Source organism: Synechococcus sp. FACHB-909 (assembly GCF_014698945.1).
In the GTDB taxonomy this organism is placed as follows: Bacteria; Cyanobacteriota; Cyanobacteriia; order PCC-6307; family Cyanobiaceae; genus Cyanobium.
The window spans coordinates 1-13,163 of record NZ_JACJTY010000013.1 but is presented as its reverse complement, the minus strand read 5'-3'; the positions used below and the strand labels follow the sequence as shown (position 1 = coordinate 13,163).

Sequence of the window (13,163 nt, the reverse complement as noted above, 5' to 3'; positions counted from 1 at the left end):
CCGCCGCCCCATGGGTTTCCTGCTCTCCAAACTGCTGCCGCTCGGCCTCTACCCCCTCGGCCTGGCCCTGCTGCTCCAGATCGCCGGCCTGCTGGGCCGGCAGCGCCGCTTCGGCCCGGTGCTCTCCGGGGTGGGCATCGCCCTGCTCTGGCTGGCGGCCACCCCCCTGCTGAGCCGGCAGCTGGTCTGGAGCCTGGAGGAGCGGGCCGCCCGGCTGACGCCGTCGCCGATCCCCAGCGCCGATGCGGTGCTGGTGCTGGGCGGCGGCCTGCGGCCCGCCCTGCCGCCGCGCCAGGGGGTGGAGGTGAACGAGGCCGGCGACCGGCTGCTGCGGGCCGTGGCCCTGATGCGGGAGGGCAAGGCCCCCTGGCTGCTGGTGACCGGCGGCAAGGTCACCTTCATGGCCAACGATCCGGCGGCCGGCGAAGCCCGGCTGGCCAAGGCCCTGGCCACCAGCCTGGGGGTGGCGGCCGATCGGATCGTGACCAGCGAGGAGGGGCGCAACACCGGCGAGGAGGCCGGCGCCCTGGTGCGGGTGGCCCGGCAGCGGGGCTGGAACTCCCTGCTGCTGGTCACCAGCGCCACCCACCTGCCCCGGTCGCTGGCCACCCTTCGCCGGGCCGCCCCGGACCTGCGGATCATCCCGGTGGCCTGCGACTTCCAGCTGCCCGAGCGGCGCTCCTTCGGCACCCCCACCCTGGCGGGCACCGTGATGGGGGTGCTGCCCAGCGCCGAAGCCCTGGTGCTCACCACCACGGCCATGCGCGAGCACCTCGGCCTGCTGGCCTACCGGCTGCGGGGGTGGGTCTGAGCGTTACTTCTTGGGGGCCGGCGGCACCAGGCTCACGCCCTCGGGCGGCGGAGTGGGGTCGGGATCGGCGATGAGCATGTGCTGCAGCACGATCTCCGGACGTTCACTGTCCCGCCAGCGGATGCGGTAGGCGGGCATCTTGGTGCCCCGGCTGGTGGTCTGCTCCACGGGCTCCATGACCCAGCCACGGCGAGATCGCCCCTGGGGATTGCGCTTCACCACAGCATCGGCGTGTTGAAAGCGAAAACCGACGCGCTCACCACTCATACCAGAGCCCCGAGGGGGAGAAGGCCTACTGGGGACCATTATCCCACTGCGTCGGTTCCGGCCTAGTCGCGGGCCTCCGGGCGCAGCAGGGGGAAGGCGATCACATCGCGGATCGAGGGGCTGTCGGTGAGCAGCATGGCGAGGCGATCGATGCCGATGCCGAGGCCGCCGGTGGGGGGCATGCCCACCTCCAGGGCGTGCAGAAAATCCTCGTCCACCGTCTGGGCTTCGGGGTCCCCCGCCTGGCGGCGCAGCTGCTGCAGCTCGAGCCGGGCACGCTGATCGAGGGGGTCGATCAGCTCGCTGAAGGCGTTGGCCGTCTCCCGCCCGACGATGAACAGCTCGAAGCGCTCCACCATCCCCGGCTTGCTGCGGTGGGCCCGTGCCAGGGGCGAGTTCTCCACCGGGTAGTCCATCACGAAGGTGGGCTGCACCAGGGTGGTCTCCACCGCCTGCTCGAAGGCCTCCACCAGCAGCCGGCCGACGCTGTCGGCCGCCTCGGGGGCCGCCAGGCCGGCGGCCTCCATCGCCGCCACCGCCTCGGCGCGGTCGCTGAAGCCGCTGAAATCCAGGCCGGTGGCCTGCTCCACCAGCTCGTGCATGGTGACCCGCCGCCAGGGCGGGGTGAGATCGATCGCCTCGCCCTGGTAGGTGAGGCGCGTGTCGCCGCAGACCTCCAGGCAGGCTGCGGCCAGCAGCTGCTCGGTGAGATCCATCATCGTGTGGTAATCGGCGAAGGCCTGGTAGATCTCCACCGAGGTGAACTCGGGGTTGTGGCGGGTGCTGATCCCCTCGTTGCGGAAGATGCGCCCCAGTTCGTAGACCCGTTCGAAGCCCCCCACCACCAGCCGCTTGAGGTGCAGCTCCGTGGCGATGCGCAGGGTGAGGGGCAGGTCGAGGGCGTTGTGGTGGGTGGCGAAGGGGCGGGCGTCGGCGCCGCCGGCCTCCGTCTGCAGGACGGGCGTCTCGATCTCGAGGAAGCCGCGCTCGTCGAGCCAGCGGCGCATGGCGCTCACCAGCCGCGCCCGGCGGCGGAAGGTCTCGCGGGTGTGGGGCGAAACGATCAGGTCCAGGTAGCGCTGGCGGTAGCGCTTCTCCACGTCCGCCAGGCCATGCCACTTGTCGGGCAGGGGCTGGAGCGCCTTGGAGAGCATCACCCAGTCGGTCACCTTCACCGAGAGCTCGCCCCGGTCGGTGCGGCGCAGGCTGCCGTGCACCCCGATCCAGTCACCGCCATCCACCAGGGAGGTGATCTGGGCGAAGGCCTCGGGCTCGTCCGGGTGGGCCGCCAGCAGGGTGGCCTTCTCGATGAACAGCTGGATCGGACCGGTTTCGTCGGCGATGGTGAAGAAGGCCAGCTTGCCCATCACCCGCCGGGTCATCACCCGCCCCGCCACCGCCACCGCCACGGCCCGCTCCTCGCCGTTGGGCAGGTCGGCGTGGGCCTGCTGCAGCTCGGCGGTGCGGTGGCTGGGGGCGAAGCCGAGCGCATAGGGAGCCCGGCCGAGGGCCTCCAGGGCGCGGGCTTTCTCCAGACGGGTCTCACGCAGATCCGACAAGGCAGGCAGGGCGATGGAGAAGGGTCGCTGCCCATCCTGCAGGACCGGCCGGCATCGACTTCAGCGCGCGGTTCAGCCGGCGGCGGCCAGGGTTCCCTCGCCCATCCGCTGGGAGGCGTAGCCCGTGCCGCGCACCGTGAGGATCAGCTCCGGGTTGCGGGGGTCGGGCTCGAGCTTGCCGCGCAGCCGCGCCACATAGACGTCCACCACCCGCAGGTCGGCGGCCCGGCGCGGCGGATAGCCCCAGAGCTGCTCAAGGATCTCGGCCCGGGGCACCACCCGTCCCGGCTCGCGGAACAGCAGCTCCAGCAGGCTGAATTCGGTGTAGGTGAGGGCGATGCGCTGTCCCTCGCGGGTCACCTGGCGGCGGTTGGTGTCGACCACCAGATCCCCCACCCGCAGCACCCCGGAGCCCGTGGGCAGCTCGCGGGGCTCGCTGGTGGCGGCCCCCCGGCCCATGCGGCGCAGGATCGTGGAGATGCGGGCCTCCAGTTCCTTGGGGCTGAAGGGCTTGGGCAGGTAGTCGTCGGCGCCGAGGTCCAGGCCCGCCACCCGCTCGGCGATGGCATCGAGGGCGGAGAGGAAAATGATCGGAACGCAGGATTCGGCCCGCAGCCGCCGGCAGACGGCGAAGCCGTCCAGCTTCGGCAGCATGACGTCGAGGACCACCAGATCGGGCTGCTCCTTGTGGAACAGGGCCAGGGCTTCCTCGCCGTCCTCGGCGCACAGGACCCGGTAACCGGCCAGCTGCAGGCGCATCAGCAGCACCCGGCGCACAGCGGCCTCGTCGTCGACGACGAGCAGGGTGGCGATCGGCTGGGCGGGCTGCTGGTCGGAAGGTGGCGGTGACGCGGGCTGCTGGGCGGCAGAAACACCACCGGAGGATTCCTGCAGATCAGCCCCGTCGGTGAACGGGGAGGCTGAGGATGCAGAGGATGCGACCGAAGGCGTGGGCATCGCTCCTGTCCGACCGGATGAAGAATCGCAACCATAACGCGACGCCGTTTCGTGCCGTGAGCACGGAATCGGTTCCGGCAGCTGGCCTCTGGCCGATTTACAACATTTCTTCAGGGTGCCAGTCCCGCCGCCGGCGGCCTCAGGGCCAGCGGGCCTCGGCGTAGCTGTTCCACTGCCTCTCGGCCTCGGCCAGGGCCGCGTCGCTGTCGAGCTGCCCCAGCATCGCCCGCTGCAGCTGGGTGTAGAGGATCGCCTGCAGCCGCTTCACCCCCGGGATCGCCGGCACCAGCACCCGCGCCGCCGCCAGGGTCTCGATCGAGAGCAGCCGGGCGCTGTGGACCAGCCGCTCCTGGCCGTCGGCGGGCACCGCCGCCCGCAGCCGCCCCTCCAGGCTCGCCAGGGCGCCCCGGGAGGAGGGCAGCACCCGGGCCTCCTCGGCGAAGACCAGCTGGTTGGCGGCGTCGCTCAGGAACAGGGCGAAGCTCACCGCCTCCGGGGCCATGGCGCTCTGGCGCGGCACCACCAGGTTCATCACCGCCACGTTGGCCTCGCCGCTGGCCCCGGTCAGGGGCGGGAAGGGGGCGGAGGTGGCGGCGATGCCGGGGGCGTTGGTCTGCAGGTTGCGCAGGAAATCGGGGCCGCTGGCCACCTGGGCCAGGTCCCCGGCCTGGTACAGCTCGATCGCCCGCCGGTACCCCTGGCTCACCACCTCCCGCGGCAGCAGGCCGCGGCGGTAGAGGTCGCTCCAGAAGGCGAAGGCCCGGCGACCGGCGGGGCTGTTGAACGCCGCCCGCTGGCGGTCGTCGAGCAGCCGCACCCCCATCTGCACCAGCGCCTCCATCAGCTCACCGGAGTCGTCGGGCACCACGGTCACGAACAGGGCGTAGCGGCCGGTGCGGCGCCGGACGGCCTCGGCATAGGCCGGCACCTCCTCCCAGCGGCGCGGCGGGGCGGCCAGGCCGGCCTTCTGCAGCAGCCGGCGGTTGGCGATCGTCACCCGGGCCGTCAGGTACCAGGGAATGCCGAACTGTTCCCCCCCTTGCTGGCCCGAGGTCCAGATGCCGGCCAGGTAGCGCTCGGCGGCGTCGGGGGGAAGCAGGGGGGTGAGGTCCCGCAGGCCCCCCTTGCTGGCCAGGTTGGCGGCGAAGTTGGGGTTGAGGTTGACCAGATCAGGGGCGGTGCGGGCGAACACCGAGGCCAGCAGCTTGCGTTCCACCGACCCCCAGGGCACATCGGTCCAGCGCACCGTCACGCCGGGATGGGCCCGCTCCCAGGCGGCGATCACCCGCCCCATGTAGTCGTTGAAGCGGGGCGCCAGGTCCAGGGTCCAGACGTTGAGCACCTTGCCCCGGCCGGACGCGGGCGGGCGGGCGCAGGCCCCGGCGGCGAGGGCGAGGGCGAACGGGGCGGCCAGCAGCCGCAGGGCCTGGCGGCGGGGCAGGCGGGACGGCCGGCTGGAGCGGGGAGACATCCTGGCCATGGCCTAGCGGCGCCAGCCGGAGCCCAGTTGCCGCCAGAGCAGCAGTTGCAGGGAGCAGAGCATCGGTGCGAGCACGGCCGTGATCAGGGTCTGGGCGAGCAGAACCCGCAGGCCGGATCCCGCCAGATCATCCCAGCGCCAGCCCGGCAGGGCCAGCAGGGCGGGATTCACCCCGTGCTCCCGGGCGCTGCGGCCGGCCAACGGTCCCGCCAGCTGCAGCGCCTCCCGGGTGCCGATCCAGTCGAGAATCCCCCACTGGAGCATCAGGGTGAGGCCCAGCAGGGCCGTGCCGATCAGGGCGAGCAGGCCGAGGCTGAAGCTGCGCTGGATCGGCGCCGCCCGCCGTCCCATCCGCCCCCACCACCAGCCCAGCAGCAGCAGGGCGGGGATCTGGGTGACGCCGCCGGGGTGGAGTGCATCGAGCAGCAGGCCCAGGGCCAGGCCGGCGCAGGCTCCCGAGAAGGGGCCGTCGCACAGCGCCCAGGGCAGCAGCCACAGCACCGCCCAGCAGGGACCGACGCCGTCGAGGGCCAGCCAGCCCGGCGAGGCCAGGACGAGCAGCGGCACCAGCAGGACCGTGGCGGCAAGCAGGGGCTGCCGGCTGAGCAGATCCATCAGCGCACCTGCACCTGCACCCAGTCGAGGGCCGACACCGGCGCGATCAGCTGCACCACCGCCTCCGGCGCCGGATCGGCATTGGCGTCCATGGTCTGGATCACGCCCACCGGCAGGTTCGGCGGCACCAGGGTGCTGGCGGGGGAGGTCACCACCACGTCACCGGGACGGGCCTGGGGATCCTTCTCCAGGAAGCGCAGCAGGGGCCGGGCGGTGCCGATGCCGGTGAGCAGGCCGTGGTGCTGGGTGCGCCCCACCCAGACCCCGACCCGGCTGCTGGGATCGGTGAGCAGGGTGACGGTGGCGGTGCTGGGGGTGACACTCCCCACCAGGCCGACCAGGCCGCCGGGGCCGAGCACCGCCTGGCCGGCCCGGATGCCGCTCAGGGCCCCCTGGCCGAGCAACAGTTGCCGCCACCAGCCGGAACCGTCGCGGGAGATCACCGGGGCGGTCACCCGGTTGGGATTCTTCTGCTGCAGGTCCAGGAGCGACCGCAGCCGCTGGTTGTCCCGCTCCAGCTGGGCCAGCCGGGCACCGTCCTCCACCCGGCGGGCCGACCGCAGCCACTCCGCCTGGGCCGTCCCCGGCCAGAAGGGTCTGCTGAGGAAGGCGTAGGCGTCGGTGAGCATCGCCCCCTTGCTGAGACGCACGGCCGCGAGCGCCAGCAGCACCAGCAGCCAGGGCAGGAGGCGTCGCAGGGAGGAGCCGTCGACGAAGCGGAGCCAGCGCCAAGCCGGCATCGGACTCAGGCCGTCATACGGGCGAATTCAGGGGTGTCGAGCACGCGCTCGAGCCGGCTGTAGTCCTCAAGGACCATGCCGCAGCCGTTGACCACACAGAGCAGGGGGTCTTCGGCCACGTGGGTGAGGATCCCGGTCTCGTGGCTGATCAGGTCGCAGATGCCCCGCACCAGGGCGCCGCCGCCGGCGAGCATGATCCCCCGGTCAACGATGTCGGCCGCCAGCTCGGGAGGGGTGCGCTCCAGGGTGCGCTTGACCGCCTCGACGATCACGTTGAGCGGCTCGGCCATGGCTTCGCGGATGTCGCCGGCCCGGATGTTGATCGTGCGCGGCAGGCCGGAGAGCAGGTGCAGACCCCGTACGTCCATGGAGGTTTCGTCGTGGGCGTCGTCGGGGAAGGCGGAGCCGATGCGGATCTTGATGTCCTCGGCGGTGCGCTCGCCCACCACCAGGTTGTGGACCTTCTTGAGATAGACGCTGATGGCGTCGCTGAGTTCGTCGCCGGCCACCCGCACCGACTCGCTCAGCACGGTGCCGCCCAGGCTCAGCACGGCCACCTCGGTGGTGCCGCCGCCGATGTCGACGATCATCGTGCCCACCGGATCGGTCACCGGCAGACCGGCGCCGATGGCGGCCGCCACCGGCTCATCGATCAGGTGCACCTGCCGGGCCCCGGCCAGGCCGGCCTGATGCACGGCCCGGCGCTCGACGCCGGTGACGCCGCTGGGGATGCCGATCACCAGGCGCGGGGCGATCACGCCGCGGCCTTCGTTGCCCTTCTGGATGAAGCTCTTGATCATCTGCTCGGCGGCGTCGAAGTCGGCGATGACGCCGTCGCGCAGGGGCCGGATCGCCCGGATGTTGCCGGGGGTGCGGCCCAGCATCAACTTGGCCTCCTCGCCCACCGCCAGGGGGGTGCCGCGCTCCAGATCGATCGCCACCACCGAGGGCTCCTGCAGCACGATCCCCTTGCCCGAGACGTACATCAGCGTGTTGGCCGTCCCCAGATCGATGCCGATGTCGCGGGAGAACTGGAAGCGGCGGAAAAACACGGGCAAGGCCTCTGGCAGCGGTGAATCATAGGTGGGGCATTCCCAGCGGCCCTCCGCAGAGCCGCCGGGTGTGACAACCGGGACGAAGGGTGGAACGGAAAGGGAGAGGCCCCCGATCGGGGTGCCGCATCATTGATCCATTCGTTCCAGGAGCACGCCATGGGCGTCAATTCCATCACCCTCGTCGGCAGAGCCGGCCGCGACCCTGAGGTCCGCTACTTCGAATCCGGCAGCATGGTCGCCAACCTCACCCTGGCGGTGAACCGCCGCAGCCGCGACGACGAGCCGGACTGGTTCAACCTGGAGATCTGGGGCAAGCAGGCCCAGGTGGCCGCCGACTACGTCCGCAAGGGTGCCCTGATCGGCATCATCGGCTCGTTCAAGCTCGACCGCTGGACGGACAGGGCCAGCGGTGAGGAGCGCAGCAAGCCGGTGATCCGCGTCGATCGGCTGGAGCTGCTCGGCAGCAAGCGGGACGCGGAGGGAGGCGGCGGCGGCGGCGGCGGCTTCGGGGGCGGTTTCGGCGGCGGCGAACCCAGCGAGGAGGAAGTGCCGTTCTGAGCCTGCGGGCCCGGATTCGGCCCGGGGGGCTTGTGCCAGTGGCCCAGCCGGGTTATCAAGCGTCCGAAGCCAGAGAAGGCGCCCCCCGGGGCGCCTTTTTTACTGTCCGGGGCCGGGCCGGAGTCCCTGCAGGCCCGGGACTCCGATCAGGGCCGCTGGCGGCTCTGCTTCCAGATCCGCAGCCCCAGCCACACGGCGCCGGCCAGCACCGCCACCAGCAACAGCACCTTCACCACCCGGGCGGCGGGCTCGATCCAGCGCTCCACATTCGTGTAGCCCTCGCCCAGGGCCAGGCCCGCCAGCGTCAGCAGCAGGGTCCAGATCAGGCTGCCGGCGGTGGTCCAGAGCAGGAAGGGGGCCATCGGCATCATCTCGATGCCGGCGGGCACGGAGATCAGGGTGCGGATGCCGGGCACCAGACGGCCCCAGAACACCAGGGCCGTGCCATGGCGGCTGAACCAGCGGCGGCTGCGGCGCAGCTCCTGGGGGCTGATGCCGATCCAGCGGCCGTGGCGTTCCAGCCAGTGCTCGATGCGCTGCTCGTTCACCAGCCGGCCGATGCCGTACCAGGGCAGGGCGCCGAGCACGGTGCCCAGCAGGCCGGCCAGCACCACCGGCACCAGGGAAAGCTTGCCCTGATGCACAAAAAACCCCCCGAGCGGCATGATCAGCTCGGAGGGAATCGGGGGGAACAGGTTCTCCAGGAACATGGCCGCGAAGATCGCGCCATACCCTGCCGCCGGGTTGGCCTCCACGGCCGCGCCGATCATCTCGGGCAGCTTCTGGACCAGTTCGATCGCCATCGGGCCAGCCGGATCAGAGGCGCCAGTCTTCCACGACGGCCCGGACGCTGCCAGCAGCGCCGGGCCGACGCCGCTCAGTAGCGGTAGTGGTCGAGCTTGTAGGGGCCCTCCACGGGCACGGCGATGTAGGCCGCCTGCTCGGGGGTGAGCTCGGTGAGCCGGGCGCCGATCCGGTCGAGGTGCAGGCGGGCCACCATCTCGTCGAGGTGCTTGGGCAGAACGTAGACCTCCTTGCCGTACTCGTCGCCCTTGGTGAAGAGCTCGATCTGGGCCAGCACTTGGTTGGTGAAGGAGTTGCTCATCACGAAGCTGGGGTGGCCGGTGCCGCAGCCCAGGTTCACCAGCCGGCCCTCGGCCAGCAGGATGATCCGGTTGCCGCTGGGCAGGATCACGTGATCCACCTGGGGCTTGATGTTCTCCCAGGCGTACTGCTTGAGGGACGCCACATCGATCTCGTTGTCGAAGTGGCCGATGTTGCACACGATCGCCTGGTTCTTCATGGCGAGCAGGTGCTCGTGGCGGATCACCTGGTAGTTGCCCGTGGCGGTCACGAAGATGTCCACATCCGCCACCACGTCCTCGAGACGGACGACGCGGTAGCCCTCCATGGCGGCCTGCAGGGCGCAGATCGGATCGATCTCGGCGATCATCACCGTGGCGCCGAGCCCGCGCAGGGACTGGGCCGAACCCTTGCCCACGTCGCCGTAGCCCAGCACCAGGGCCACCTTGCCGGCCACCATCACATCGGTGGCGCGCTTGATGCTGTCGACCAGCGACTCGCGGCAGCCGTAGAGGTTGTCGAACTTGCTCTTGGTGACCGAGTCGTTGACGTTGATGGCCGGGAAAGGCAGCTCACCGCTCTTCTGCATCTGGTACAGACGGGCCACACCGGTGGTGGTCTCCTCGGTGACGCCCTGGATGTTGGCGTAGATGCGGGAGTAGAAGCCCGGCTGCACCGCCAGCTTCTGACGGATGGAGTTGAACAGCGCCACCTCCTCCTCGCTGGAGGGGTTGTCGAGCACCGAGAGATCCTTCTCGGCCTTGCTGCCGAGCACCACCAGGCCGGTGGCATCGCCACCGTCGTCGAGGATCATGTTGGGGGTGCCGCCGTCGCCCCACTCGAGGATGCGGTGGGTGAAGGCCCAGTACTCATCCAGGGTTTCGCCCTTGTAGGCGAACACCGGGATGCCGGCAGCGGCGATGGCGGCGGCGGCGTGGTCCTGGGTGGAGAAGATGTTGCAGGAGGCCCAGCGCACCTCGGCGCCGAGGGCCACCAGGGTCTCGATCAGAACGGCGGTCTGGATCGTCATATGCAGGCTGCCGGCGATCCGGGCGCCCTTCAGGGGCTGCTCGGCACCGAACTTCTCGCGCAGGGCCATCAGGCCGGGCATCTCGGTTTCAGCGATCGCCAGTTCCTTGCGGCCCCAGTCGGCCAGGCCGATATCGGCGATCACATAGGACGCAGTCGCCTGAAGGCCAGCAAAAGCAGCCTCAGGGCTGGAAGGTGTTGCCACCATGAATGGGAAGCTCCCCAAGGGGAGGACGAAGAAGTGGAAATATCTGCAGAGACGCCGAGGCTTCGGGCTCGCTGGAGGGCAATCTACATCGATGGAATCCGCTGACGTGATCGAGGTGTGCCATCTGGCGGACCCCGCCGCCACCGACGCCCTGGGGCGGCGACTGGCGTCGCAGCTGCTCGCGGCCGGTGACGGCGCCCTGCTGCTGCTGCGGGGGGAGCTCGGCGCCGGCAAGACGTCCCTGGTGCAGGGGCTGGCCGCCGCCCTGGGCATCGCCGAGCCGGTCACCAGCCCCACCTTCGCCCTGGCCCAGCACTACGACACCGACACCGGCTCCGACGCCGGCACCACGGCCCTGGTGCACCTGGATCTCTACCGGCTGGAGCCGGGCGCCGCGGCCGATGAACTGTTCGCCCAGGAGGAGGAGGACGCCCGCGGCCTCGGCGCCGTCCTGGCGGTGGAGTGGCCCGAGCGGCTCAGCTTCCAGCCCGAGGGAGCCTGGGAGGTGGCGTTGAGCCACGCGGAGGATGGCGAGGGCCGGGTGGCCCGGATCACGCCGCCGGGCTTCACCCCGCCGCCAGGCTTCACCCCGCCGCGATCCTTGCCTCCAGCGCCGCGATGATGCGGGCGTTGGCGGCCGGGAAGGGGTAGCTGGCGAGCTCATCCGGCGCCACCCAGCGCACCTGCTGAGAGGCCAGCGGCTGCGGCTCCCCCGCCAGCCAGCGGCAGAGATGCACCACGAAGCGCAGCCGCTTGTGGCTATAGGCGTGCTCGAGCGTGATCAGCTCCTCCCCCACCGTCACCTCGATGGCCAGCTCCTCGCGCAGCTCGCGCCGGATCGTCGCCTCGATCGCCTCGCCCGGTTCCTGCTTGCCCCCCGGGAACTCCCACAGCCCCCCGAGCAGGCCCTCCGGGAGCCGCTGGTCGATCAGCACCCTGCCGGCAGCGTCCGACACCACCCCCACCCCGATCACCTGGAACGGCACGGGCGGGGGGGTGTCCTTCACGGGGAAGCGGCCGGGGTCGCCGGCAGCGTAGGCAGCGCAGTGCGGCTGCCACGGACAGGTGCCGCAGGCGGGCTGGCGGGGGGTGCAGACGCCGGCGCCCAGGTCCATCAGGGCCTGGTTGAAGGCGCGGGGCCGCTGCGGGTCGAGCAGGGTCTCGCTGAGCCGCCAGAACCCGGCCAGCTCCCGCTTCGGCGGAACCGGGTGGGCCATCAGCCGGGCCAGCACCCGCTGGACGTTGCCGTCAAGGATCGCGAAGGGCCGATCGAAGGCGGAGGAGAGGATGCTGCCGGCGGTGCTGCGGCCGATGCCCGGCAGGGCCATCCAGCCCTCGAGGCTGCGCGGCCAGGGGTCGCCGCTGCCCGCAGCCGATGGCTGGGCGCCGGCGACGAGTTGCCGCGCCCCCGCGTGCAGACGGCGGGCCCGGGCGTAGTAGCCCAGGCCCTGCCAGAGCATCAGCACGTCGTGCTCGCTGGCGGCGGCGAGGGTCCCAACGTCAGGAAACGCCGCCATCCAGCGGTGCCAGTAGGGCAGCACCACCGCCAGCTGGGTCTGCTGCAGCATCACCTCGGCGACCCAGACCCCGTAGGCGGCCAGGGGCTCCCCCGGCCCCGGTCGGGAGCCATCGGGGTGAAGCTTCCAGGGAATGTGGTGGCGGCCCTCCCGCTCCCACCAGGCGAGCAGATCGGCCCGCAGGGGCCCAATCGGGCCCGGAAGCTGCGGGGGCCGCGTCCTAGAGGAACCCACCCGGTCGGGGTCGGCCGCTGGAGAGGGAGACGTTGCCCTGCAAGGGGCCCTGCCCAGCCCCCTGGGCAGGGGCCGGCGGCGGGGCGGGGCGCGATGGCGGCTGGGGCACGGCCACCACGTTGAAGGCGATCGACCAGCGCTCCCCCTCGCCCCGGAAGGGGGGCACCGAGTGGGGCTGCCAGGCCGGGAACACATAGAAGTCACCGGGCACCGGCAGCACGTAGTGGGCCATGCCGGTGCGGAAGCTCTGGATGTGCCATTCCTCCGGGCCGTGGAAGCAGAGCTGGCCGTCGAAGCTGTCGGCCCGGATCTGGGGCGGCACCTGCAGGAACAGCACGCCGGAGAAGCTGCCGCCGTGGGTGTGGGTGGGGTTGTAGTCGCCGGCGCGCTGGGCGTTGAGCCAGAGGTCGATCATCTGCAGGCCGTAGCGGCCCGGCGTCCAGGGACCCCGGCCCTGGGGCGGCTGCTGGTCGATCACGTGGCGGATCCAGCGCTCGCAGGCCGGCAGGATCACCGAACGGCAGAGCTCGGCGGCGGCGGGATGGTCGGGGCCGAGTTCCCGCTGCTGGGTCAGCTGGCCGGCCAGCTTCACCGAGGCATCGGGACTGCGTTCAGGCGCCGCCAGCACCGCCCTGGCCATGGCCTGAAGATCGGCCAGCTGGGCGGGGCCCAGGTGGCCCTGGAGCAGGTAGCGGGGAAAGAGACTGATCACCTCCATCGTCGGATCCTCCGAGGCTGCGGGGGGCATGCCGGCCATGGGAGGAAGAGGTGCGTGCGGTTCCAAGCCTCGCAAACGGAGCGCCCGGGAAGGCGTCAGATGGCCACGTAGGCCTCGACGGCGTCGCTGACGCGCCGCAGGCCGGCCAGGCCGTCGCGCTCCAGGTTGCGCACCCGGTCGCGGCTGATGCCCAGGATGCGGCCGATGCCGGTGAGGCTCATCGGCTCCTCACCGTCGATGCCGTAGCGCATCTTCAGCACCCGCCCCTGCAGTTCCGGCAGCTGCTCCAGCAGGGCCCGCAGGTCCCCCTTGAGGCATTCGCCGTCCACCAG

Annotated in this window: 15 protein-coding genes; 3 read left to right on the top strand and 12 right to left on the bottom strand. The window is 71.5% G+C overall.

The window, feature by feature from the left end:
- Nucleotides 1–10: 10 nt before the first annotated feature.
- Nucleotides 11–811 carry a YdcF family protein gene (locus H6G99_RS15555; RefSeq protein WP_094584289.1) on the top strand — a complete coding sequence of 267 codons (801 nt, stop codon included), beginning with the start codon at nucleotides 11–13 and terminating at the stop codon, nucleotides 809–811.
- Nucleotides 812–814: 3 nt separating this feature from the next.
- Here H6G99_RS15555 and H6G99_RS15550 read toward each other — a convergent pair whose 3' ends face one another.
- The 7 genes from H6G99_RS15550 to H6G99_RS15520 all read right to left on the bottom strand — a co-directional run bounded on the left by H6G99_RS15550 (nucleotide 815) and on the right by H6G99_RS15520 (nucleotide 7,481).
- A complete protein-coding gene (locus H6G99_RS15550) occupies nucleotides 815–1,078 on the bottom strand; it encodes a DUF8660 family protein (protein ID WP_035832975.1) in 264 nt (87 codons plus the stop codon).
- A 62-nt stretch (nucleotides 1,079–1,140) separates the two neighbouring features.
- Entirely contained in the window at nucleotides 1,141–2,637 is a 1,497-nt protein-coding gene (gene lysS, locus H6G99_RS15545) for a lysine--tRNA ligase (RefSeq protein ID WP_094584288.1), read from the bottom strand.
- 72 nt (nucleotides 2,638–2,709) lie between these two features.
- A complete protein-coding gene (rpaB, locus tag H6G99_RS15540) occupies nucleotides 2,710–3,594 on the bottom strand; it encodes a response regulator transcription factor RpaB (RefSeq protein ID WP_094584287.1) in 885 nt (294 codons plus the stop codon).
- 139 nt (nucleotides 3,595–3,733) lie between these two features.
- Nucleotides 3,734–5,074: an ABC transporter substrate-binding protein gene (locus H6G99_RS15535; protein WP_190612469.1), complete on the bottom strand. Its 1,341-nt coding sequence runs from the start codon at nucleotides 5,072–5,074 to the stop codon at nucleotides 3,734–3,736.
- A 3-nt stretch (nucleotides 5,075–5,077) separates the two neighbouring features.
- Nucleotides 5,078–5,689: a rod shape-determining protein MreD gene (locus tag H6G99_RS15530; protein ID WP_190612468.1), complete on the bottom strand. Its 612-nt coding sequence runs from the start codon at nucleotides 5,687–5,689 to the stop codon at nucleotides 5,078–5,080.
- On the bottom strand, nucleotides 5,689–6,429 hold the full coding sequence (gene mreC, locus H6G99_RS15525; protein WP_190612466.1) for a rod shape-determining protein MreC: 741 nt from the start codon (nucleotides 6,427–6,429) through the stop codon (nucleotides 5,689–5,691). The genes H6G99_RS15530 and mreC overlap by 1 nt, the downstream gene beginning before the upstream one ends.
- Nucleotides 6,430–6,434: 5 nt before the next feature.
- Nucleotides 6,435–7,481 (bottom strand): rod shape-determining protein, encoded by a 1,047-nt coding sequence (locus H6G99_RS15520; protein WP_094584283.1) that lies wholly within the window; start codon nucleotides 7,479–7,481, stop codon nucleotides 6,435–6,437.
- A 159-nt stretch (nucleotides 7,482–7,640) separates the two neighbouring features.
- Here H6G99_RS15520 and H6G99_RS15515 point away from each other — a divergent pair, with 159 nt between their 5' ends.
- A complete protein-coding gene (locus H6G99_RS15515) occupies nucleotides 7,641–8,042 on the top strand; it encodes a single-stranded DNA-binding protein (protein ID WP_190612465.1) in 402 nt (133 codons plus the stop codon).
- A 146-nt stretch (nucleotides 8,043–8,188) separates the two neighbouring features.
- Here H6G99_RS15515 and H6G99_RS15510 read toward each other — a convergent pair whose 3' ends face one another.
- Entirely contained in the window at nucleotides 8,189–8,845 is a 657-nt protein-coding gene (locus tag H6G99_RS15510; RefSeq protein WP_190612464.1) for a DedA family protein, read from the bottom strand.
- A 74-nt stretch (nucleotides 8,846–8,919) separates the two neighbouring features.
- Nucleotides 8,920–10,362 carry an adenosylhomocysteinase gene (gene ahcY / locus H6G99_RS15505; RefSeq protein ID WP_190612463.1) on the bottom strand — a complete coding sequence of 481 codons (1,443 nt, stop codon included), beginning with the start codon at nucleotides 10,360–10,362 and terminating at the stop codon, nucleotides 8,920–8,922.
- A 91-nt stretch (nucleotides 10,363–10,453) separates the two neighbouring features.
- Between ahcY and tsaE the strand changes: the two genes are divergently transcribed.
- On the top strand, nucleotides 10,454–10,984 hold the full coding sequence (gene tsaE / locus H6G99_RS15500; RefSeq protein WP_190612461.1) for a tRNA (adenosine(37)-N6)-threonylcarbamoyltransferase complex ATPase subunit type 1 TsaE: 531 nt from the start codon (nucleotides 10,454–10,456) through the stop codon (nucleotides 10,982–10,984).
- On the opposite strand, the gene mutT is transcribed toward tsaE, so the two are convergent.
- The 3 genes from mutT to H6G99_RS15485 all read right to left on the bottom strand — a co-directional run.
- The gene (mutT, locus tag H6G99_RS15495) at nucleotides 10,947–12,113 is read right to left on the bottom strand and encodes an 8-oxo-dGTP diphosphatase MutT (protein ID WP_353617266.1); all 1,167 of its coding nucleotides are present in this window, start codon (nucleotides 12,111–12,113) and stop codon (nucleotides 10,947–10,949) included. The two genes, tsaE and mutT, sit on opposite strands and share 38 nt — an antisense overlap.
- Complete coding sequence (locus tag H6G99_RS15490) at nucleotides 12,100–12,861, bottom strand: putative 2OG-Fe(II) oxygenase (protein ID WP_190612539.1); 762 nt, start codon at nucleotides 12,859–12,861, stop codon at nucleotides 12,100–12,102. The genes mutT and H6G99_RS15490 overlap by 14 nt, the downstream gene beginning before the upstream one ends.
- A 65-nt stretch (nucleotides 12,862–12,926) precedes the next feature.
- Nucleotides 12,927–13,163, bottom strand: a 237-nt coding sequence (locus tag H6G99_RS15485) for a sigma factor-like helix-turn-helix DNA-binding protein (RefSeq protein WP_286191209.1), incomplete at its 5' end; no start/stop codon positions are given.

Coding starts and splice junctions, on each gene's coding strand:
- H6G99_RS15555 (WP_094584289.1), top strand. CDS start 11: ATGGGTTTCCTGCTCTCCAAACTGCTGCCGCTCGGCCTCTACCCCCTC.
- H6G99_RS15550 (WP_035832975.1), bottom strand. CDS start 1,078: ATGAGTGGTGAGCGCGTCGGTTTTCGCTTTCAACACGCCGATGCTGTG.
- rpaB (WP_094584287.1), bottom strand. CDS start 3,594: ATGCCCACGCCTTCGGTCGCATCCTCTGCATCCTCAGCCTCCCCGTTC.
- H6G99_RS15535 (WP_190612469.1), bottom strand. CDS start 5,074: ATGGCCAGGATGTCTCCCCGCTCCAGCCGGCCGTCCCGCCTGCCCCGC.
- H6G99_RS15530 (WP_190612468.1), bottom strand. CDS start 5,689: ATGGATCTGCTCAGCCGGCAGCCCCTGCTTGCCGCCACGGTCCTGCTG.
- mreC (WP_190612466.1), bottom strand. CDS start 6,429: ATGCCGGCTTGGCGCTGGCTCCGCTTCGTCGACGGCTCCTCCCTGCGA.
- H6G99_RS15515 (WP_190612465.1), top strand. CDS start 7,641: ATGGGCGTCAATTCCATCACCCTCGTCGGCAGAGCCGGCCGCGACCCT.
- H6G99_RS15510 (WP_190612464.1), bottom strand. CDS start 8,845: ATGGCGATCGAACTGGTCCAGAAGCTGCCCGAGATGATCGGCGCGGCC.
- ahcY (WP_190612463.1), bottom strand. CDS start 10,362: ATGGTGGCAACACCTTCCAGCCCTGAGGCTGCTTTTGCTGGCCTTCAG.
- tsaE (WP_190612461.1), top strand. CDS start 10,454: ATGGAATCCGCTGACGTGATCGAGGTGTGCCATCTGGCGGACCCCGCC.
- H6G99_RS15490 (WP_190612539.1), bottom strand. CDS start 12,861: ATGCCCCCCGCAGCCTCGGAGGATCCGACGATGGAGGTGATCAGTCTC.